This is a genomic window from Colwellia sp. 75C3 (genome assembly GCF_002836255.1).
Taxonomy (GTDB): domain Bacteria; phylum Pseudomonadota; class Gammaproteobacteria; order Enterobacterales; family Alteromonadaceae; genus Colwellia.
The window spans coordinates 16,225-38,940 of record NZ_PJAU01000034.1; the positions used below are offsets into that span (position 1 = coordinate 16,225).

15 protein-coding genes are annotated in these 22,716 nt (G+C 38.0%); 1 reads left to right on the plus strand and 14 read right to left on the minus strand.

The features are described from left to right. Positions 1 to 265: 265 nt before the first annotated feature. The 9 genes from recD to CXF85_RS07845 all read right to left on the minus strand — a co-directional run bounded on the left by recD (position 266) and on the right by CXF85_RS07845 (position 16,904). The gene (recD, locus tag CXF85_RS07805; protein WP_101227969.1) at positions 266 to 2,458 is read right to left on the minus strand and encodes an exodeoxyribonuclease V subunit alpha; all 2,193 of its coding nucleotides are present in this window, start codon (positions 2,456 to 2,458) and stop codon (positions 266 to 268) included. Between the two features lies 1 nt (position 2,459). Then, entirely contained in the window at positions 2,460 to 6,419 is a 3,960-nt protein-coding gene (gene recB, locus CXF85_RS07810) for an exodeoxyribonuclease V subunit beta (protein ID WP_101227970.1), read from the minus strand. Next, the gene (recC, locus tag CXF85_RS07815) at positions 6,419 to 10,072 is read right to left on the minus strand and encodes an exodeoxyribonuclease V subunit gamma (protein WP_101227971.1); all 3,654 of its coding nucleotides are present in this window, start codon (positions 10,070 to 10,072) and stop codon (positions 6,419 to 6,421) included. Before recC ends, recB begins: the two co-directional genes overlap by 1 nt. 241 nt (positions 10,073 to 10,313) lie before the next feature. Then, positions 10,314 to 10,673, minus strand: a complete 360-nt coding sequence (locus CXF85_RS07820) for a DUF4870 domain-containing protein (RefSeq protein ID WP_101227972.1) — start codon at positions 10,671 to 10,673, stop codon at positions 10,314 to 10,316. Between the two features lie 192 nt (positions 10,674 to 10,865). Beyond that, complete coding sequence (locus CXF85_RS07825) at positions 10,866 to 13,046, minus strand: transglutaminase family protein (protein ID WP_101227973.1); 2,181 nt, start codon at positions 13,044 to 13,046, stop codon at positions 10,866 to 10,868. Next, on the minus strand, positions 13,043 to 14,065 hold the full coding sequence (locus CXF85_RS07830) for a hypothetical protein (RefSeq protein ID WP_232771123.1): 1,023 nt from the start codon (positions 14,063 to 14,065) through the stop codon (positions 13,043 to 13,045). Before CXF85_RS07830 ends, CXF85_RS07825 begins: the two co-directional genes overlap by 4 nt. Positions 14,066 to 14,074: 9 nt before the next feature. Continuing rightward, positions 14,075 to 15,139 carry an AAA family ATPase gene (locus CXF85_RS07835; protein ID WP_101227974.1) on the minus strand — a complete coding sequence of 355 codons (1,065 nt, stop codon included), beginning with the start codon at positions 15,137 to 15,139 and terminating at the stop codon, positions 14,075 to 14,077. Between the two features lie 82 nt (positions 15,140 to 15,221). Next, positions 15,222 to 16,274 carry a 3-deoxy-7-phosphoheptulonate synthase AroG gene (gene aroG, locus CXF85_RS07840; RefSeq protein WP_101227975.1) on the minus strand — a complete coding sequence of 351 codons (1,053 nt, stop codon included), beginning with the start codon at positions 16,272 to 16,274 and terminating at the stop codon, positions 15,222 to 15,224. A gap of 369 nt (positions 16,275 to 16,643) precedes the next feature. Further along, positions 16,644 to 16,904: a DUF5062 family protein gene (locus CXF85_RS07845; protein ID WP_101227976.1), complete on the minus strand. Its 261-nt coding sequence runs from the start codon at positions 16,902 to 16,904 to the stop codon at positions 16,644 to 16,646. Positions 16,905 to 17,129: 225 nt separating this feature from the next. Here CXF85_RS07845 and CXF85_RS07850 point away from each other — a divergent pair, with 225 nt between their 5' ends. Then, positions 17,130 to 18,245, plus strand: a complete 1,116-nt coding sequence (locus CXF85_RS07850) for a DUF3083 family protein (RefSeq protein ID WP_101227977.1) — start codon at positions 17,130 to 17,132, stop codon at positions 18,243 to 18,245. A gap of 122 nt (positions 18,246 to 18,367) precedes the next feature. On the opposite strand, the gene CXF85_RS07855 is transcribed toward CXF85_RS07850, so the two are convergent. Genes CXF85_RS07855 through CXF85_RS07875 form a run of 5 tightly spaced genes read right to left on the minus strand, consistent with a single transcriptional unit; the run spans position 18,368 to position 22,715 of the window. Then, positions 18,368 to 19,126, minus strand: a complete 759-nt coding sequence (locus CXF85_RS07855; protein WP_232771124.1) for a hypothetical protein — start codon at positions 19,124 to 19,126, stop codon at positions 18,368 to 18,370. Then, complete coding sequence (locus CXF85_RS07860; RefSeq protein WP_101227978.1) at positions 19,126 to 20,031, minus strand: hypothetical protein; 906 nt, start codon at positions 20,029 to 20,031, stop codon at positions 19,126 to 19,128. Before CXF85_RS07860 ends, CXF85_RS07855 begins: the two co-directional genes overlap by 1 nt. Then, complete coding sequence (locus CXF85_RS07865) at positions 20,021 to 20,377, minus strand: cupredoxin domain-containing protein (protein WP_442871866.1); 357 nt, start codon at positions 20,375 to 20,377, stop codon at positions 20,021 to 20,023. The genes CXF85_RS07860 and CXF85_RS07865 overlap by 11 nt, the downstream gene beginning before the upstream one ends. Positions 20,378 to 20,420: 43 nt before the next feature. Next, on the minus strand, positions 20,421 to 21,935 hold the full coding sequence (locus tag CXF85_RS07870) for a sensor histidine kinase (protein ID WP_101227980.1): 1,515 nt from the start codon (positions 21,933 to 21,935) through the stop codon (positions 20,421 to 20,423). A gap of 51 nt (positions 21,936 to 21,986) precedes the next feature. Beyond that, positions 21,987 to 22,715, minus strand: a complete 729-nt coding sequence (locus tag CXF85_RS07875) for a response regulator (RefSeq protein ID WP_101227981.1) — start codon at positions 22,713 to 22,715, stop codon at positions 21,987 to 21,989. Position 22,716 lies beyond the last annotated feature (1 nt).

The following is a 22,716-nucleotide window of genomic DNA, read 5'->3' on the forward strand; positions in this document are numbered from 1 at the left end:
AGCGAGCTTAAAACAAGGAAAATGAGTTAAACATAGTTAGTCTATATTTCATTCATTTTGTGTCGTTATCAGTTTGCTAGTGAACTCCCGTAGGGCGAGTCCCGAATAAAAGGTAAAGGCTTACATGCTGCGTTATTAATTTTGACAAGGACGCTACATGGATGTAGCTTACTAGAGAATGCAGGAGCACATTCTCCTGATAACCATTCTCTTCAATCAATGCCTTGCCTCTAAGCCTTTTAATTATCGCTAAGTAATCAATAAACTAGTCCGATTGGTATAAGTCTAAGCCTGAATGGCGTTGAACTTGTGCGCTAACACCTTGTTGCCATATACGTTGATTAGTGGCAATGGTCAGCTGTTTTTTAGCTCGAGTAATACCGGTATAAAGTAACTCTCTAGATAATAACTTGCTGCCACTTTTCTGCTTTTCTTGTTGCCCGCTTTGTGTAGCAGAAAGTACCATAGCGACATGAGAGAATTCACTGCCTTGGGTTTTGTGGATAGTCATGGCATAAACACTTTCAAATTTAGGTAAACGTGATGGCAGTATTTGTCTGATAGCTTGCTTTGATGCCTCACTCTGCTCAAGTATTCCACTTCCAAGGTCTTTACTTTGAACCTTTTCATTTTGAGCTGAGCTATCTTCAAAACACGCCATTAGATGTGTTTTACCTGCTTGATCGACAACACGCCAAATAATACCTATATCACCATTATATAAACCTAAGCGGTAGTCATTTTCATTTATCATAATCGGCTGACCATGATAAAGCGTTTGCTGGTTTTGCTGAAAAGGTGCGTTATTTTTTCCTAAATAACCTTTAATCACTTCATTAATATTCTCAACACCGTAATCTCCCTGCCTTGTAGCACATAGCACCCTAAACTGGGCTAACAATGCAAAAGCATCACTCACATCAGCACAATACTCAATCGGTTGATAATATTGTTTCACTAACGGCGCCAGCCAGTTGCTAAGATCACCTTGGGCAAGAGATAACTGTCCAGACTGGGGAGTTTTCTGTGCTTGATTCAACAGTTGCCAACTCGTTTTAACATCACCTTGAATAACACTATTCGCAATTAAACCTATGCCACCCTTACCGTCAAAGCGTCTTGATTTAACAAGAAAAGATAAATAGTCAAAGCTAGCTCCAATACTTTGATCATTATGATTATCTTGTTGATTACTTAAATGAGTACTCGCGAAGTAGTTATTAAGTTGATCCGTGTTGAGTTGGCAAACTTGCGTTAAGTATTTTTCATTATCAAGACTAAAGCCACCATGTGGTCTCGGTGCTATATCAGCTAAAACACTACCGGCAGCGACAGAAGGTAGTTGATCGGCATCACCTAATAAAATGACTTTAGCCGTGTCTTTTAATGCGCGAAATACTCGGGTCATGAGTGGTAAGTCGACCATGGACACTTCATCAATCAGCACAATATCATAGGCCAGTAGATTATCTTCATGGTGCCTAAAATTAGGTGAATTGGGTAATACACCTAACAATCGGTGTAGTGTTTGTGCTTGTGTAGGAATTTCAGCGAGCACTTTATCATCAATTAAATTTTTAAAACCAGAAACCGCATTTACGATGGATTCTGACAAACGTTGTGCCGCTTTACCCGTAGGTGCAACAAGGGCAATATTTAGAACAGGTTTGCCCTGCTGTTTTGGTTTATCACTTTGCTGCTCTAACTTTGACTGTTCTAACATAACCAACGCGGCTAATAATTTAGTAACCGTATATGTTTTACCTGTACCTGGACCGCCAGCAATAACACTAAAGTTCTTATTAATGGCATTGGCTACCGCCACTTTTTGCCAATCAATTTCCACTCCCCCAACATCGGTATCTTCCGCTTGAACTGGCTCATCTGGAAATAGCGCGGCGATACACTGGCTAATATGGTCGTTATCATATTGACATTGTTGTCGTAACCGCGAGTTTATAGCCTGTCCCAAATCACTTTCAAACTGAAAGTAACGGCGCAAGTATAAATTATCATGCTCAAGCACCAATAATTGCTGGTCTAATGCTTGGATGTTTAACTCACTAAACAGGATTTGAAGTTGTGCTAAGGGCGCAAACACAAAACCAGCGTGACTGAGATCTTGATTTAGGTCATCACTATTGTCTTTATTTGTGATAGCAAAGCCCTTGCCCCAGTGTTGATCGGCAATCTCACTCAAAGGCAAACAACTGTGACCTGCGCGCAAACTAGCACTTAACGCTAAGAATACGTGGTATAAATTACGATGATTGATACTCGCAGTTTCTGACTCAGTAGTTTCTTCTGCTCGTATTTGACCATTAGTTTGAGGGGTTAACGCGCTGAGCATTTCTTTTGCAAAGAAATAATCAATGGCTTCAACACCTTGGATAACTTCTTTTACTTGGCTAAAACGACTGTACACTTGTTCAACCACGCTATGTTTATTATTAGCCATGCTAAGCTCCCTCATTACTTTGTTCATTACTTTCTTTATTAGAGAAGAGCGCATCTAAATTATTGATTTCTTGCTCAGCTATTTTTCGATAATAAACCCCTGCACCTTGATGCTCTGGATCTGTCGTCATACCACGCAGATATAGATAATACACGCCACCAAAATGTTGGTTAACATCATAGTCCACTAAGGTTTGCTTTAAATAACGATGTAGTGCTAATGAATAGATAAGATATTGTAAGTCATAATAATTTTTCTCAACATTATCGAGCAAGGCATCAAACTGATAATCTTGAAAGTTATCCCCTAAGTGGCTTGATTTATAATCACACAGGTAATATTTCCCTTGATACTCAAAGATTAAATCGATAAAACCATGCATCATACCGGATAGTTTCTTATAGCTAGGCAACATTACTGGATATCTTAACGATGCGCCTGTTGCCTCAGTATTAGTACGCTCGGCACTATTTCGGTGATCGGTTAGCAAATTAGCTAATGCACTCGTGCCCCCGCCTTGCATAGGAAAATAGAATTCACTTTCACGTAAGGTTTTATTGCTAGCGAGATCAGCAAGACATCCCAATGCTTCACTCTCGTTATTATCACCGTTATGATTTCCAGAAATAAAAGGCGCGCTAAGCACTTCTTCTAACCACTGAATTAAATCATCCGCTGTGAATGAAGTACCTTTACTGCCAGTATTAGCATTCGTATTATTGCCATTTAATTCGCCATAAGCTAACAAAGGTTTTTCCATACTTTCATGCCAATCGGGCTCAGAAAAATTAGTTTGCTCTAAAATATCGTGTAATAAGTTACCCGTATGAGCACCTTTGGTTAATTTAAAGCAAATCTGCTCGCCGTTAGGCTCAATGTTTATCTCTGTCGCAGGTAATGTTGCTAGATGAGTACTTGCCGTATCAGTATCTCTATCTGGATTAGAAACGCCGGCATGGCGAATATTACGGCTTAAGGCTGAGAATGAACTTAACCACCAATCTCGCTCTATTTTACCTATGAATTTGCTGACTGCTGTATCAGTTAAATCTTGTTTTGTTTTATTTAACTGATTCAGCGCAGCTTTATCATCACTGTCTTCATCAAGGTAACATTCAAGTGCTACTTCACGAATACCTATGGCATGCTCAGCACTTTTTCTCAGTGCTTGTAGCGGTTTAAGGATGCTCTCTTGCTCTTGAAACTGCAGTGTTTTACCTAAAGGCGATAAATGATAGTTATCAAAAGAACAACACAGTACATAACAGCGTCGTTCCGCTCTGGTAATTGCAACATACAGCAAACGAATACTTTCAGCATAGGCTTCATTGCTCATCGCTGCTTTAGCTTCTTTTGATCCATCAAGACTCAAGCATAAATCACCGTTTTTATCATGATACTCAAGATAACTTACTGACTTATTGCCAAATTTAAGCGGATCTTTATGACGACAGGCAAAAGGAATAAAGACATAAGGGAATTCAAGGCCTTTACAGCCATGTTGAGTTATCAAACGGATAAGATCGCCGTCACTCTCTAAACGTAGCTCAGCTTCAACATCATTAGTTTCTAGATGACATTGCTGCTCAAACCAATGTAATAGTTCTTGCCCCTGACTTAATCGAACACTCGCCGCTTGTAAAATCTCAAATAAATGCAGCACATTGGTCAAACAACGATCTTTATTATTTTGAGGAACATCAAGTAGATTGTGCATCAGATTAATGGCCATGGTGATAAAACCTTGTCGTTGCCACTGGGTTCGATAATCGACAAAAGCAAATTTCAATGTTTGATAAGCCATTTCATCTTGCTGCAGTTGATGGAGTTTATTCGCATCAAAGCCTAATAATCCACAGGACAGCGCTGCAACAAATAATCGTTCATTCTCTGGTAATAATACCCCTTTAAGTAAGCCCAATAACTGCTTAGCTTGTTGAGAATGAAATAAATTGGCTCTATCTGATAGAAACACACTATCAAGACCGGCTTGTTGTAAGGCATGTTTTATATCTCGTGCTTCTGCGCCATCTCTGACAAGTATGGCGATGTCTTTTGGTTTGACCTTAGTTGATGTGACTTTAGAAGACTCACCAGACGGGCCTGTCGAAGCCTCTCTAGATGCTTCCCTAGTAGATAACAAGGTAACAATCTCATTAGCACACCAGTTAGCCAACATAGGACGACTGCCTTGACTAACTTTGTTACCTTGCGGGTTAGTATCATCATCGGCATTTTCATGATCTGTGAAATGAATAAATTGCAGTGCTTTATCACTGTCTGCGATAACTGGTTCATCAACGGCTTGGGCTTTTTTCCCCGCTAGCCCTTTACCCGCTAGCCCTTTACCCGCTAATACGGGTGAATATGGAATACCAAAACCAAAGACACTCTCACTTTTTTGTGTAGATTGCTGTGTTGCTGACCCTTCAACTAAAGACTCATGACGCTTATAGGTAAAAAATTGATTATAACCTGCAATCATTTCAGCCGTTGAGCGCCAATTGGTATCCATCAACCAATGGTAGTCACAGCCACTACGGGCATTTAAATAGGCAAATATATCACCGCCACGAAAGCCATAAATAGCTTGTTTTGGATCGCCAATGAGGAATAAACCAGCCTTTGCTTTTTTAGCATTCTCACCATAATAAATCGACTGTAAAATGCCGAACTGTTTCGGATCGGTATCTTGAAACTCATCAATTAAGGCGACTGGATATTGCGCCAGTAACTGTTGTGCTAGTAGGTTAGAGCCTTCATCACTTGCACTGTCTTCGCTTGATGCCTCATCGCTCGAGCTACTACCTTTTAACATGTCAGCGTTAAGACAATTGGCTAAGGTATTAATAAGATCGTCAAAATCTAATAAGTTCAGCGCTTGTTTCTGTTCAATCACTTGTTGTCGGATAGTATAAATACCCGACTTAACAATAGCGTACGCTTTAGCTTTATTAATGTTGGTCGCTATTTTTTTAACTTGCTCTTTAACTTCTTTAACCGCTGCAAACGCTTCAAGTAAATCTTCTTTAAAAGTCGATCTGGCATAACGTTTACCATCAAAAAAGCCATCCGGCATTTTGACCTTACCCTGGCCAACATCAAGCAGTGATAATTCTTTGCTGATAATGCTTTCAAGCCAAGCGGTTAATTGCAATAGCTCGTCACGTCTCTTCTCTTGATCTGCGCCCTTTTTAACTAATATTAAGGCGTTTTCAAATAGATCACTGTTGGCACTTAAGCTTTGTGAGGCAAGACGAACTAGCGCAATAAACTCCGCTTCAATACTTTCCACATCAACAACAGACAAAACACTGGTGTGCCCTATCGCTTTACTAAAGCTAGAGACAAAACTATCTGGCGTCGCCCAAAAGCTTGCTAGTAGCATAAAACTTTCATCGTCTGACTTGGCTAAACTGCGATACCAATCTTGGCAAACTTGTAGGGTTATTTCAGACGAATTGGCAGCCATATTGGCATTGAACGGTAAACCGCTGGTAAAGGCATATTGATTTAATACCCGCTGACAGAAACCATGAATAGTAAATATGGCTGCTTCATCTAAAAACAATAACGCGCGTTTTAAAAGAAATTCACGCTGAGGTTTTTCAATACGTTTATCAAGCGTAGCAAAATAAGCGTCTTGCTGACACAAGCTATCCCAATCACACAGAGCTTCGCGAATAAAAGCATCAATTCGCCCTCGCAGTTCTTGAGTGGCATCTTTGGTGAACGTCATCAATAAAATTTGTTCTACCGTTAACTCGCGTTCAAGCAGTAAACGTAAGTAGATACGGGTAATATTATAAGTTTTTCCGGTACCAGCACTGGCTTCAATAAGATGTTTGCCATTTAATTGAATAGTCGCGGCATCTAAGTTTTTTAACTGAATTTCTTCAGAAGTTGTCTTTGTATTAGGCGCTAGTGTGGTATTTAAAGACGTAATGGTCGTATCAGACATTATTTAGCCTCCTTGCTTGGCTTAGCAGTGCTTTTAGTCGCCTTTTTAGCGGCCGGCTTGGCTGCTTTTTTAGTGACGACTTGATATAAGTCTTGATAGACAAACTCAAGGTCAGCTTGGTGATTATGATACTGCGGACACTCGGGCCAGAAATAACTCAAGTAATCATCATCACTTAATCCACGTGTACTCATATCACCTAACCACAAACCTTCAAAACGTGCTTGTGTCATTTCAACGAGTTGACCACGTTTTTTAGTAAAAACTTGCTCTGCTAATTCTCCATTTAGCAACAATACTTGCTGTTGCCCTTTAAAAAATAGCTTAATGAGGTTAATAAGTTTTGATTTGGCATCGGGTATATTTGCCACAGTGAATTGTTCTACTTTTTGCGCTTTAGTATTAAAATACAAACCGATAGTCTCAGTTACTTGCTGCAGTTTATGCGCGTGTTCATCGGTACTTATTGTATTAGACGTCTTCACTTCATTGGCAATAACTTGGCCTTGCCATACCTGTAAGACAAGTTGCTGAAAATACATAACAAATTTATCTTTGGCTTTGGCGCTTGAACTACGATAGTGCACTAATAAGTTATTCTTAACCGCTACTTTGGTATTCAGCAAAACCTTGATTTTTTTAGCGCTAAGTCCACCAATGTTAGCATCGTCGATACTATTACCGTCGATAGCAAGCACTATGTTGCAGTCGATAAGTTCTGGGTTTTCACAGCTAAGCTTATTGATTTCTTCGCTAAATAGTTGCACATCATGCTGGTAATCAGTAAACAGCGTTGACGTTGTTGGTAGATCTGGAAACTTACCTGATAACTGAGCACGGGTTAATACTTGCTCAGACTCATCTTTATATGACTGAGTATCGATTGTTCCAGTTAATGCCGCACTGAGTAAGTCTTGTCGCAATAAATAGCTTTGCAAGTGATTAACGCTAAAGGGCTCAACATCTTCAAGTACTGTATTGTTATTATCAAAATATAAATTAAGCTGCTGTTGCGCGAACATCTTCGCCGGATGCTGATAAAAACGTATTAATTGCTGGCAAGATAAACTCACTTCATTCGTTATCTCTTCACTTTGCATCACTACTTGGGATGCTTCTAAATTCATATCCAGATCATTTTCAATAGTGTCCGCTGGACCTTGCCCTAATGCTAACCAGTTAGCATCGAAACTTGGCCATTTACCTTGATAGTTTTTCGGACTAAAAGCTTGCATGGCTAACTGATAGATAGCTGATTTCTCTTGCTCTGCATCACCTTCATCGGTCTGTTCAGTAAAATCCCAACCATAACCTTGTGCTAAGTATTCCATTAGCTCTTTTACAACCAGTGAGGGTTCTTTTTCTTTATTATTCTTGATATTTCGGCCTTGATAGCTCAGATATAACGAATCTCTTGCTGAGATGATTGCTTCAAGAAATAAATACCTGTCATCACCACGGCGTGATCTGTCTCCTAATTCAGCTTTCGATAGCGACATCAGATCAAACCCTAAAGCTTGGCGTTGACGAGGAAATTGTCCATCATTCAAACCAAGCACCGCTATTACTTTAAAAGGAATACTACGCATAGGTAACATAGAGCAAAAGGTTACTTGCCCTACCATAAACTGCTTACTAGCATCACCTTGACTAAAATGCTGTGATAGATAATCAACAATAATTAATAGGGAAATATCATCGTCAAAATGTGCATGATGACAATGTTCAACTAGACCGGAAATAGCTTGTTCAATCACCATCAGGCTATTTTCATTACTGACGTTGTCCGCATCAACTCGGCTAAATAAATACCCTAATTGCTCAAGTAAAAAGCTCTGCCATTGAACCGCAGTGCGCGATCGTTGTAGGTTTTCACTAAAATAATGTAATTGTTCGATAAATAGCATTAACTGACCGAGTAAAACGCCATCACTACCTTCAACATTACTTAACAACAGTTGTTGTTGATAAACTTGCTCGCTATCGGCATAAGCAAAACCACGTAGCAAGCGTGACAAGCCTTGTTGCCAAGTAAAAGAAGCGTTTGCTTGTTGTCCTAACAATGATTGCTTATGTGTTAAATCTAAGCCCCAGTGGACTGTGGCTTGTTCTAGCCAAGCAGAAATTTTAACTAAGTCTTCAGAGTTAATAGCAAAGTTGTTTGCCATGGCAGGTAAACGCAAAAATGATAACAATTGTGACACGCCGAATCGGCTATCAGGTAAGGTCAGTAACTCAGTAAAAGCAGCGACTAAAGGATCGCTATCTTTTGCACTACGATCCGCAATAGAGCATGGTAACGGCGGTACCTCACCCGCTATATCTTGCCAGCCGCGGGTAAATACTGCATTGACATAAGGGGCATACTCTTCAATTTGCGGACACATAACCAAGATGTCTTTCGGTGTTAAACTTTTATCTTGGTTAAATTGATGTAACAAATAGTCATGTAGTGCTTGAACTTCCCGTAATGCACTATGACAACTGGTGATAATAATTGAATCATCAAGCTGTACTTCTTTAGGATTAGCAGTCTCATCATCAGAGGGCGCTCTTGCATCAGACAATTCAAGAATATCGTTTTGTAGCTGATGTAAAACACTGTTTACTTCACCGGCAATTAAGTCGCCGCTCATTATTTCGCCATGCTCATTTACTGGTTGGGCGCTGTTAGCTTGCTCAATTTTAGCTTGTTCAAACAGCTCAACATCAATGGTACTGTAATCTTGTAACATTGAGATGAACTCACGCCCTTGTTGTCCTAAATTTGCTAATAAAGGATTACCAACAAAGCTTTGTATGTCATCGACACCATCCGACCATTTGCATAGCTTATTTAACGCAAGTTTCTCAGTAACTATATCGCCCCAATAGGAAAAACAAGGATTAAGATGAAAGAAATGGACTTCAACATGTTCACTTAATGCATTAATAAAATTTAGCCACATCGGCGCCATAGTATTAAGGCCGAAAAAACTAATACGTGGCGGAACAAGGTCTTTTTTGTCTTTGATATTGGCAATAGCGTCATGCATTAATTCAACCGGGTTATACGGTAATTGTTCGATTAATAAACACCATAATTTCCCCTGCCATTTGTGCTCACTGGTTGCAATATTTTCTAAACCTTTGAGCTCAAATTTTCCTTGTTGCCAATTGTCTAACCACTGCGGTCGAAATATCAAATACTGTTCATATAAATCCGCTAATTGTGTGGCTAATTGGTAACGTTTTAACTGCGCATGTTTACCTTCATTCTGCGTGTTTCCTTCACCTTCGCTTACCACTTCGTCACCACGCCAATAGTGGGTAGCTTGACTAAAATCAGCATCTTCAACCACTGAATCACGTGCTAATATTTCATGGATACGCCAACAAAGCACTTCTCTAGAGTAAGGTGACTGATCAGGCACCTTATCATCGCTAGCAAGCGACCTGATTAACTTCCACAAAAACTGAGCCGGTAACGCGTAACGCATATTCATGCTAATACCACGTTCTTTGGCAATAGCTAAGTTAAGCCAATGTTGCATGCCAGCATTTTGAACCACAATGACTTCTTGATTGAATACGCCTAGGGGAGAAAGCTGTGAAATTTTGTTGAGTAACAGCAACAAATTTTCCATTTTGTTGGCAGGATAAAGGTAAATCAAGATAATGCCTTAGAAAGCTAGAAGTCAGCTAAATTTAATCAAATTGGTATTATACAAATTTAACCACAAGGCGTAGATGAACACTAGTAAAATCAGTGAGCTATTGTGTAATTGGGGATGTACTACACAGTTATTATAAAACGGTATTATTTATTAGAACCAAATTCGATTTTAACTTGGTTCTAATTCCACTTTTAATTCATCTCATAATCAACATTTATTCAACGGTCTACTCAGTTTTTTATTGGATGAAGTCTAAATGCTTTTGATAGAAATCACCTAACAAAGGTACCTTGTATTCTTGGCCTTGAATCGCAGCATAAAGCCCGATTGCCCAGCCTAGAAAGACACCAATATTTAGTACCCATCCCACTAAAGGAATCAATGAAAGAATTGCACCGGTAATAATTAAACCGAGAGACTGACGCAAATGAAAGCTTGCCAGTGATGATTGATGCTTATCATAAATTATCATGGCCACTATCCAACCTATAAGTGTAAAGTAACTTATAACCGCAACTAACGTGGCCATTTTAAATCGTTCAGCTAGGCTCAACTTCTTTTCAAAAACATTGTCATAATCACTTGGGGTATGTGGCATAACAGACACTCCGTAGTAAATATTAAGAAGGAATTCACCTAAGTTTTATAAGGTAAATATTTAACGTAAAGTTTAACTTAGGCTTACCTTAAACTTAGGAAAATTAATGCCATTCAACAAGGCATTTTTTATATCTTAATAAGACTAACGGCTAAATGTTTCAATTTTATGACATATAATCATAAAATATTTTTATGGCTGCTTTTTCAACGTTTGGACAAAGTCACGATATTGTTCTTGTATTTTTACTATGTGTTTTAGTTGTTCATCAGTCGATAATATTTGATAAGACAAACAATTATAACTCACACTCAATCGAGTAAAAACAATAGCTAACTCAGGATATTGTTCTCTTACCTGTTTAGAAAAATCGTTAACTGTCATCGCAACAGGTTTAACTATGCCCTGCTTTGCTAATTTTCCTAACGCTTTTTGATAAACTAACTGCCATTTAGATAGTGGTTGTTTTTTTACCTTTGACCGATTAAATAAGTGGAGAAATAACATAAGCATAACCATACTGATGACCAATGCTATGGCAATAATCAAAGCGAATTTCCAACTCGCCATCTTGCCAAACCAGTGTTTTAATAAGTTATATTGCTGCTTACTATTAAAACCAATGACCCATCGGGTCCATTGATAATCAAGAATATCGAATTGTAAGCGTAAGCTATTGAGCCAGGCGATATTCTTCATCTGATACAAGCTAAACAGCTCATTGTTCAGCTTAGATTGTTCTTGCAATAATTCATTAGACCATCCTGAATTAACACGTTCTGGGTCTACTGCACCCGTTGGATCAACCCGAACCCAACCTTTATCTTTTACCCATATTTCAGACCAAGCATGGGCGTCATATTGATAAATACTTAAATGACCCTTCTCTGAATAATCATCCTCATTATTGCTACCGTTATACTCACCACCTAAATAGCCGGTTACCAAACGTGCAGGGATGCCTGATGCACGCATAATAAAGGTAAAAGCACTGGCATAATGGACACAGAAACCTGCTTGAGTATCAAAGAAAAATTGGTCTAAGCTATTATTTATCAATAATGGCGGTTGCAAGGTATAGGAATAATTTTGTTTATTTATACGTGACAGTATCGCTTGTGCACGTGCTTGAGCGTCAGGGTAATTATGCTTTAATTGTAACGCCATTTGCTCTAATCGCGGGTTACTTCCCTCTGGGTAGTTTAAGTTAACTGTTCTACTGTGCTCAGATAACACAAGCGATAACGGCAGTGATAAGTAACTACTTAGTTGGTAGGATTTCGCTTGCGTTATAATTTTTGAACTCATAAAGGTGAAATCACTTTTTGCCCTAATGCCATTGCTCGCATTTGAAGCAATAGCCGGTGCTAAAGCAAATAAATACTTTTGAAAGCTTGGCTCTACGGTAACTTGATAGTTTAAGGGAACAATATCGCTGTCATTGGGATTAACACTAAAGGTGTTGCTAGGTGATTGTTTGACTGTATTCTTCAGCGCTGCTTTTATCCTGGTCCATTGTCTACCATCGTAATCCTCTAGCACCATTGCACGCCAATATAACTGAGAATAATTAGGTATGCCTTGTTGACCAAAATCAGCGCGAAATGCCAATTTTGTTGATCGGGATAAATTGGCGATATCTCCGGGTTTTACTGTATCAGACAAACCCGTTTCCGCTGACTTTGCGCTCGGCATTTGCCAAAAAGGCGATAATCGGGGAAAAACTAAAAAAAGTACCACTGCTAATATGGTACTTTGCCCCAGTATGACAGCCATCACTTTGATATTTGTGGCAAAAGTTTTCTCCGATGAAAAAAACTGTAACAAAACCGATAAGTTGATGACTAATAAAGTGAGTGTAATGAAGCTAAAAAGTAAATCTTGTCTAAAAATAAGTGATGATGCTAAAACAAATAGACCTAAAAGTAGTAGTTGATAGAAGTCCCTGCGTGCCTTTAATTCAAACGCTTTCAGTACATAAGAAAAACAAAGTAAATGTACCATACTTGCAAGAATCCCTACTTCTTTAGCAGTAAGAGCAATGGCTAGACAGCCTAGTAAAGCAAATATTCCTAAAAGGATAGGTGAAACAATGGTTGCCTGTTGTTGTTTTTTAAGGTGATTTGAGTGTTTAACCGTAGCTTCTTTCTTTCTCGTTTTTATACGATCTCGGCTGTTATGTAATAAAAGTGCCTGCCACGCCAGTGACAATGAAATAATAGCTAACATCCAAGTACTTAATTCTAAGGCAATCACTGCAATATTTAAGCATTGGCACAGCCAAAGTAGCCAAGCATTTTTTCTACTTAAACAAAAATTTACTTTAGCTTTCCCTACAGATCCCGATGATGTTTTTTTATTGAAAAATATCATGAATATAAAGCCAATGCAGTTAAACAGGCTTGTTGATGTTCAAAGCCAACGTTAGGTGCTATGTTCATTGACTCATTGTTGATATCAGCAGAAAGCGATAAACCAAACGCTTGATTAGTTGCTGTTAGCTCGCCAATAAGGAAACTTAAATAGGCAAGTTGTGTTTCAACATCATTACTTGGCATATCCTTAAGTTTTAACCACTGTAATTGGCCCTGACTTGCTTGATAATGTTTTGAATAATGTCCTTGCCCTTTCGCTAACTGCTTCCAGGCCGTTCTTGCTCTTGATTCGCCACGAACAAAACTTTTCAGTTCAGAAAAATCATCGGTGCCAACACTGTTAGTTGTTTGATAACTCTCCATATTCGGTTCGTCTGGTTGAGCCGAAAATTGATATTGGCCCGCCACTAAGTTTTTAGCTTTAGGGTAAACAATGGCGTAATGACCAAAGTCTAATACGGTTTTACTTTTAAAAAGACCTAATGAATATTCACTAAAAACAGTAACTCGGCCTAAATAGTGCTTGCCTCGTTTAGACGATTTATACGTTAATTTTATTTCTTCGCTGCCTTGTGCACACTGAGCGATATGCTCAGACTGGCTAATCAGAGTACGGTCAGTGAAATGAGCATTAATATCATAATGTGTTTTATCAGCTGTGACTTTAATCGGAAAGTAGATCAGATCATCGGCGTAACCTAGCTGCTTAGCCCGACTATAAAAACGTAATTGAGAGAAATTATAAAAGCTATGTAACATCACACTAATAAACACGCTCGCTAATAGGTAACTAAACAGCAAAATGATATTATTTTGGTAGTTAGTCCCCAAAAAAAACACCAATACCACAAAACCTAGATACGACAAGCCAAACCGAGTTGGGTATATCATGATGTTACGGCTATTTAGCTGATGTTCATCCCTTGTTGGGATCCTCTTTGAAAGCCAACGCTCAAAATTTCTATTAAAGAACCCACTGACCGACTCAGGTATTGAAAATGCTGGCATTATTCCCATCACTCGCCCCTAGGCATGGCCAAGAGGATTTAACACATCAACACATTTAAGTATTTTATTAGCGACACTGGTATCGTTAGCATGACTAGACCCTAACTGCTGACTAGGTTGCATTTCTAAACGGTGCTGACAGACCACATAAAACACTGCTTGCACATCATCAGGTAAAACATAATCTCGGTTATCAATAAAAGCCATTGCTTTAGCCGCTTGTAATAGTGCTTTTGACGCTCTTGGTGATAAGGGCTTACAACTAATCTCAGGCTCATTTACCTGTGTATTAGCGTGGATAGTATTGGTTACGTTACTGTGACTGCTATAAGCACGTCTACTGACATGACTTAAGGCTATAATATATTCAATAACATCATTTGATACATTAACTTGAGTAACCGCATTCTGCATAGCAATCAGCTCTTCTTGCTTGATCACCCCCTCATTATCGATTTTGTTATCTGGAGCCGTTTTATTTGTTCGCTGTGAAGTATTTAATAAAATTTTCTTTTCAGCTTTTAAATCTGGAAAGCCCAAAGATAAACGCATCATAAAGCGATCAAGCTGTGATTCTGGTAAAGGATATGTCCCTGCATGAAATAACGGGTTCTGGGTAGCAATAACAAAAAATGGTATAGGTAATTCATGAGTAATGCCATCAATACTTACTTGCTGCTCTGCCATTGCTTCAAGCAGTGCGCTTTGTGTTTTTGGACTCGCTCGGTTAATTTCATCCGCAAGTACTACTTGGTTAAAAATAGGACCTTTGTGAAGTTTGAAATGATTAGTTTCTTTATCAAAAATCGAAAAACCAACAACATCGGCAGGTAATAAATCATTGGTAAACTGAGTACGCTGATAACTCAAACCTAATGTAGTCGCCAATACATGGGCAAGTGTAGTTTTCCCCATGCCAGGTAAGTCTTCTATTAATAAATGACCTTGAGCGAGTAAACAGGCAAGCGCTAATCGACATTCTTTCGGTTTACCTAATACCACGGATTCAATTTTATTTAAAATGGCAGTAATAGACTGTTGACTGGCTTGGACTTGATCTACTATGAGCGGCGTTTGTGGCATAAAAAAACGTCTAATTATAAAGAGTTAATTAGACGTTTTATCATGAATTGAGAATAAAGGGAATTGTTAGCCCTTATTCGTTTTAGATATGTCGGCGACTAACAACCGCTTCATTTAACTGACTTAATAGTTTTTCAGTATCATCCCAACCAATACAAGCATCGGTAATACTTTGTCCATAGACTTCCGCTTTACCATTAACTAGGCTTTGATTACCTTCAACTAAATGGCTTTCAACCATAACACCAAAAATATTGTCATTACCTTCGCTTATTTGACCACTGACATCAGTAGAAACTAACATTTGATTTTCGAATTTTTTACTCGAATTAGCGTGGCTAAAATCAATCATCACCTTAGTATTTAATTCAGAAGACGTTAATTGCTCGGTTACTGCTTCAACACTATCTGCATCAAAGTTAGTCGTTCTACCACCACGTAAAATGATATGACAATCACTATTACCTGTGGTTTCAACAATCGCAGCATGACCAAATTTTGTTACCGATAAAAAGTGATGTGATGCAGCTGCTGAGCCAATAGCATCAATCGCTATTTTAATAGTGCCGTCTGTTCCGTTTTTAAAGCCTACCGGACATGAAAGGCCTGACGCTAATTCACGGTGAACTTGTGATTCAGTGGTACGAGCACCGATGGCTCCCCAACACATAAGATCAGCCATATATTGCGGCGTGATCATATCTAAGAATTCACCCGCGGTAGGTAAACCGAGATCATTTAGCTCAACTAATAACTTCCGTCCTAAACGTAAACCATCATTGAGTTTAAAGCTATTATCCATATAAGGGTCATTAATTAACCCCTTCCAACCAACGGTAGTACGTGGTTTTTCAAAATAAACACGCATAACAATCTCTAGACTATCTTGATATTTATTACGTAATTGAACTAAACGTCGACCATATTCAAGCGCCGCTTTAGGATCGTGAATAGAACAAGGACCGATAACCACTAATAAGCGATCATCTTTGCCTTTAAGAATATTGTGAATAGCAGTTCTACCCGCAACGACTGATTTAGTTGCTTGCTCTGACGCAGGAAATCGTTCCAATAAGGCAATTGGAGGTAAAAGATCTTTAATTTTATTGATGCGTACATCGTCAGTTTGGTACATAGTTGGCTCTCTACTGCTATTTCGTTGTTTATTCATTACTAATAGATGACTAATTCATTATCAGCATGAATGTTGACGATACTCATTGAAGTTAGTTTTACTTTACGTCTTATTTTACGGTCTAGTTAACTAACTTACGTTATACCCATTAAGTTTATTAATGTGGTGTTAAGTACCTTATTATTAATTCCTAATTAGAATCCCAACATTAATCTAGCAGTGTTGATGATTGAATACCATGGAAAATTACGGTTATAGGCTAGTTTTTAGAATATTTAGTCTAACGACGTATTAATAGAGAAATTGAAGTAAATATTAAGGCCATATTTACTTCAATTGCTACCTTAACTGTTACCTTCATAAATACCATTACTTCAGTAATTCATGATCCTTTGGAAGTTGCTTTGCAATCCATAGCGCCAGTTTATGCTTCATGTTGGGGTGGTCTTCATTATCAACGGCTAACGGTTGAATAAGTTTATCATTGACCAATAAACGATAAAGGCTTTCAATCTTATCTTTGGCTGAGTTTGTCGCTGAAAAACTATTGTAACCGCGATTAACCGCATACTTCTCACCAATGGTTAATGCTTTCTTTAATAATTCTGCTTCATTTTTTAATTTTTTCATCTGATTTTTATCCTGCTGTACAACAAATTATATTCTTATTACCATGCGTGAAATAAACATAAATATCAAGTTAATAGCGATTAACTTCTTCGCTTAGCGTTTTAACTGGAAGCCCTACTTTATATTGATTTACATCATGTAAACTCTATAGTAGCCTTTGTATAATATCGTCATATTAATCAGTACAATTTTTATTAACTGCATACATAAATTCATAGGTGAAACATGCCCATATCACGTACCAAAAATCTTCAACATAAAGTTTATATTCCGTCGTCTGCTCGTGAAAACCAATATTTAATGGCTAAAATCCCATTGACTGATGAATTACTTGAAAAGTTTAGTGATTTAATTGATAACAATGCTGAGGCTCCTTATGAAAAACTTTATCAAACATTAGCGGATTATTTTTTCGCTATTAACGATAAGTTAGAGATTGAAAGCACACAATTTATTGCTAATGATAAGTTCGCTCGTGTACGTTTTAGTCCTGAAAAGCTAACGGCACAAACCAAGCAACAAGTTTTATTTTTATATAATCCTAAATATCATGCGAGCCAAAATACTTTCTATAATGGTAAAAATAAAGCTAAAAAAATTACCTTAGTCTTTTTAGCTAATGGTAATGATATTCGAATTCAATCAGCGCTATTTCACCGTAAAGTGACACAAGCACTTGAAAGTTTTGCCAAGCAAGCCTCTATTCCGCTTGCAGACATAAGAATTTGTGATCACCAACACTTAACCTATGATTTGTTTGCTAAAAACAAAGGGATTGAAGGCAGTCAGCCACATAAATTCCGTTCAATGACCGACAGATATTCAGCTGATAAGTTGACTTTGCCAGCCAATGCCGATGCGTTAACGTATGCAATAGTAGATTTCCCAATTAATCGTCGAGTGAGAGCATTAGCGCCTTTAGATGAAAATCCGCAAGAACGTTATAACCCACTATATAACCTTATCAGTGATACCTTTATTAATGCGGCAAAGCATTGTAATTTAAACAATGGTGCTGTTATTGCTAACGGTTTAGTACCTATTGTACGTCGGGGTGCTGATGAGAATATTATCGCCAATGGCGAGTTATTGATGTTAGGTTACAACCCTAAACATACGAGCTGTGGTTATACCTGTAAATGGAATTCAGCCAAACTTGTCGATTCAGTACAGTTGGTCTTTGTGGCTAGTGTGCAAGATAAAACGCCTCATGGTTATGGTAAATTTGTTAATAAAATAGAACAAGCATTGCATAACTTTACTGAGAAGTTAGGTTTTGTTAATGATCAAGAAGAAATGACTGTTCGTTTGCACCAGCATGTAGGTTTTTATTCAGAATAAGTTATATCTAAATAAAGTACTCATTAGATCGTACGTAAACAGCAGTAAAAACAGAAAGACCCGATATAATCATCGGGTCTTTTTTTTGTTCTTCATTCTGCTATAAAATAAAACAAGCGATATTAAAACTCATATTCAATAGCTAACCGTAAAATATGACCTTGGCTTTCGCTGTTTACCCCTGTGATAAAAGCGGCTTCCCATTTAAGTTGTTTTTGACCACTAAAACGCTGAACGCCCATAAAAGCAGGCCCTATTCCCAGATAGTTTTCTCCTGAGTACACTTCAATAGCCGGCTGGAATTGCTCAAGATGACGAAAACGATATTGTAATCTAAACTCCGTTTCCATTTCGTCATCAATCGTGTCGCCCCATTCATAAATGAGAAAAGCATTTAACGTTAAGCTGGTACGGCCAAATTCTTTTTCCATAATAACGCCAGAGGTTACTTCCCAGTTATTCTCTTGATGCTCTTTTTCAACCTCAAACAACATGCCCCAATCAGCCCAATATTGCCCTTGCTCTGTCATCATCCAGCGCGCTTCAATCTCATAAGCACTCAAGGTGAAATTATCATTACTGTCGCGTTCACCAATAAGATAAAATTCTAACATGAGGTTGTCAGCTACCGATTGTCCATAAGCAAATCGTTGCGCTAAATCGTTACTGACACCATTTTCTCGTTGGGCTAGCATACGCCATTCTACTTCGCGCTCGTTTGGCAAAACATAAGGATGATAGACCTTATCAACGACAATACCATCAGCTAAGGCTATGTTTGAAAAGACTATGTTTGAAAAGACTAACACAGAGCACAACACACTACTGATAAGGCTAATATCGGTATCAATTAAAAAGCGCTGACGAAGAAAAGTAAACATTAGTAAGTCCCTTTCATTAAAGAAGCAGTAGTGTTTTGTCTATGGCTGATTAATTTTGCAATGATTATTGGCAAAATAATTGCGCTTAAATAGACGATTAACTGCATTGCAGATGGTGTTGCTTCATATCCAAATAAGATTGTAAGAAAGTAACCTAGTTCGGAATCTTCAGCAATAAGATGACTCGTACTCCATAAATGCACATTACTTGAAATAATATCAACTTGTTCAAGTAACTGTAAGCCTTGCATTAATTGAGCGACACCAAATAACAATAAGAAGTAGTACACCATTTTACCCTTTAATTTTTTATCTAAAGTCATAAGAATAAAATACAATAAGATGGCAATACTTAAACAAATTCCCGTACCGATTATCACGCCAACAACAATGCCTGAATACGATGCTTCAATCGTCGCCTTCGAAAAGAGTAAACTCCTGACATAAAGACTAAAGTAACTGCCATGAACACATAGCACCAATAATAAGATGGCAAGACTAATAAATGTTTGTTGTCGGTTTAATGTTTGTTGTTCATTAATGGGTTTGTCGTGCCATTGGTGATGGCTTGAAGTTAGCCTAAGTAGGAATGATGTGGTAATTAAACAATAGATCAAACTAAAGAGTATGGAAAAAACAATCTCTAGGCCCATACCAGCAAAGTGTTGACTTAATATTGGCATATAATGACTTAATGACCCGATCAGAAATAAACCAATAATGGTTGTTTTAACAACTTTACTTACCGTTAAATCGAAAGTCTTATCGCTTTTTTGATGTATCGATTGAAATTTAGAATGTTTATTAAGTTGCAGACAAACGCCTTGCTGTGCGAACAGTAAACTAAATACCACAAAGATAGGCAAAATATTTTGTAAAAAAACTAACACGGTATTAATTAGCATTATCGACCTCCTTAATGGCAGGTATGGGTAAATCAGCCTCACTGACAATAATTACACCTCTAGCACTATCAGGGTGATACTCACCAAAAAAGTCATAACGCCCTGGGGATAATGGTCCGATATAAATAGTGGCTTTTTGCTTAGGAAAGAGTACTTTTTCACGATTAAGTGAAAAGCTATCAAACTCTTCGACACTGTCATCTTGATTATCAATAATCAATTTAATTTTTTTATTTGCCGGTATGGTCATTTCAGCCGGATAAAAAAGGTGATCTTTCAAGGTGATACTAAACTCTTGTCGCTGAGCAAAGACGTTATAACTCGCCATTAGCAGTATATAACTAATAATAAACTGTACTTTAAACAGGCTTTTGGGTCTTGTTAGAGTGCTAGACACGTTCATCCTTGTTATTTAAGTTACCATCGCTACTCACTGCATTCACCTTGGCAGCTAATTGTTCTGGGATCTGCTCAAATGACACTTCAACATGTAATCCCCCTAGCAATATTGATTGCGACAACGCTATATTACCACGATGAATATCAACGATATGTTTCACTATAGTTAAGCCTAAACCACAACCGAGTACGCTGGAATCGTGTTGATCGCCACCAACTCGATAGAATCGGTCAAATACACGGTGATGTTCTTCTGCTGCAATCCCCTTACCTGAATCTTCAATAATAATGGCTATTTTTGTCGTTTGCTTAGCCTCAGCTTTAATACATTTTGTACTAACCTTTATCTCGCCATGATGTGGGGTATATTTATTAGCATTTGATATTAAATTGGTGAGCATTAACTGTAAGGAAAGTTCATCTCCTTTGAGGGTTACCTCATCACTCGTTAAGGTAATTGTTTGTTGTTTATTCGCAATAGCTTGGTAGAGATCACCAATCACCGCTTGTAATAATGGTTTTAATTTTATCTGCTGTTGATTCTGATTTATTTGGTCTGGATTAGTGCGATTTAAATGCAGTATTTGATCAATCACATGCCCCATACGATCAACACTAATGCACAATGGCTTAATTAAGTCGGTTGGATATTGTTGTCCTTGATCAGTTAAACCACGAGAAAGATTATGGACATTTATTTTTAACACACTTAATGGTGTTTTCAATTCATGGGCGGCATCAGCGGCAAAATGCCTTTCTCGTTCGAACGCTAAATTTAAACGGGCAAGCAGCTGATTTAAGGTGTTCACCACACTGCTCAGTTCACTGTTATCAACCTGTAAATCGAGCGGGGTAAAATCGTTACTTTGTTTATTTGCTAGCGCTTTAGTTAATTTATGTAATGGTTTTAAACCTTGCGTAATAATGCCAAAAATGAGCAGTGACAATATAACAATAGCGATAATCATCGGCGTCACAGCGGCAAGAATGACCTCTTGAGCAAGAAGAAACTGTTTCTTTAGCGGTTGAGCGACCATAACAACCAATTTATGTTCATTAGCTTTAAATGAATGCTCAATGACATCATTGGCGGTCTTACCCGGCGGATTACTCATGTTGTTATCTGGAAAGTTTTCCAGGCTACTGGCTAAATAGATAGCGCGCCAGCGTTGACCTGCAAAATTCACTTCACCAAAATGTGTCGATGCCTGCTGTAGACTAATTATCGGTTTTGTTGGTGAATTAGCACTCTGGATAACTAAATGATCCCCTTGCCATACTTGAAAAGCAAAACTGGTTTGCTGCTTGATTGCACCAAAGTGTTGTTCTTGATTATCAAAGGTTTGGTGAAGGCCTTTTATTATATGAGCAAAATCAACTAACTGCTGATCGAATAACTTTTCAGCACGCGCCATGCTTGCTTTATAACCTTGAATAGCGGCAATAAAAGTAATTAATGTTAATAGGGCAACTAAGGTCAATACCAAATAACGACGAATGCTCATATATTTATTTCTATATGTTAGTTATTTTTAAAAAAGAAGATCTCAAGGTGATTAATTTTGAGGAGTATTAATAATGTAACCCACACCACGAACATTTTGTATGAATTTATCAGGCAAACTCTTTCTTAATTTATGGATATGAACTTCCACGGCGTTACTTAATACTTCTTCGCCCCAATGGTAGAGTTTAGACTCAATTTGCTCTCGTGATTGGATACGTCCGGCATTTTCCATCAGTGCTTTCAATACCATAAATTCTTTTTTAGAAAAGTGTATTTCACTTGCCCTCTGTTGCTCTTCTTTTGTAGCAGTTTGTCCCTTGTTTGCCTCATTGGTGTTCGAACATGGCTGTAAAAAGACTTTATGAGACGTAGTATCTAAGCTTACTTTGTCAATCGTTATCAATGAACTCGATGCCGTGCCCAACCGTCGCTCTATCACCCTTAATCTTGCCAATAATTCTTGCATATCAAAGGGCTTGGCTAAGTAATCATCTGCGCCATAATCTAAGCCTTTTACTTTGCTATCAATGCTATCTCTGGCGGTTAAAATGATAACTGGCAAATCATTTTTCTTAGCTCTTATCTCTTTTAATACCGTCAAACCATCAATATCTGGTAAACCTAAATCAAGAATCACCATATCATGGCTAGGCACTGCTAATGCAGTTAACGCCTGTTTTCCTCGGGATAAATGATCTATAACAAAACCTTCTCGCTCTAGAGACTGTTGCAATGCCTCTGCTAGCCCTTGATCATCTTCTACTAATAAAATTCTCATT

Excerpts from the sequence above, each read along its gene's own strand:
- recD (WP_101227969.1), bottom strand. The coding sequence starts at position 2,458 with ATGGCTAATAATAAACATAGCGTGGTTGAACAAGTGTACAGTCGTTTT.
- recB (WP_101227970.1), bottom strand. The coding sequence starts at position 6,419 with ATGTCTGATACGACCATTACGTCTTTAAATACCACACTAGCGCCTAAT.
- CXF85_RS07820 (WP_101227972.1), bottom strand. The coding sequence starts at position 10,673 with ATGCCACATACCCCAAGTGATTATGACAATGTTTTTGAAAAGAAGTTG.
- CXF85_RS07825 (WP_101227973.1), bottom strand. The coding sequence starts at position 13,046 with ATGATATTTTTCAATAAAAAAACATCATCGGGATCTGTAGGGAAAGCT.
- CXF85_RS07830 (WP_232771123.1), bottom strand. The coding sequence starts at position 14,065 with ATGGGAATAATGCCAGCATTTTCAATACCTGAGTCGGTCAGTGGGTTC.
- CXF85_RS07835 (WP_101227974.1), bottom strand. The coding sequence starts at position 15,139 with ATGCCACAAACGCCGCTCATAGTAGATCAAGTCCAAGCCAGTCAACAG.
- aroG (WP_101227975.1), bottom strand. The coding sequence starts at position 16,274 with ATGTACCAAACTGACGATGTACGCATCAATAAAATTAAAGATCTTTTA.
- CXF85_RS07845 (WP_101227976.1), bottom strand. The coding sequence starts at position 16,904 with ATGAAAAAATTAAAAAATGAAGCAGAATTATTAAAGAAAGCATTAACC.
- CXF85_RS07850 (WP_101227977.1), top strand. The coding sequence starts at position 17,130 with ATGCCCATATCACGTACCAAAAATCTTCAACATAAAGTTTATATTCCG.
- CXF85_RS07855 (WP_232771124.1), bottom strand. The coding sequence starts at position 19,126 with ATGTTTACTTTTCTTCGTCAGCGCTTTTTAATTGATACCGATATTAGC.
- CXF85_RS07860 (WP_101227978.1), bottom strand. The coding sequence starts at position 20,031 with ATGCTAATTAATACCGTGTTAGTTTTTTTACAAAATATTTTGCCTATC.
- CXF85_RS07870 (WP_101227980.1), bottom strand. The coding sequence starts at position 21,935 with ATGAGCATTCGTCGTTATTTGGTATTGACCTTAGTTGCCCTATTAACA.
- CXF85_RS07875 (WP_101227981.1), bottom strand. The coding sequence starts at position 22,715 with ATGAGAATTTTATTAGTAGAAGATGATCAAGGGCTAGCAGAGGCATTG.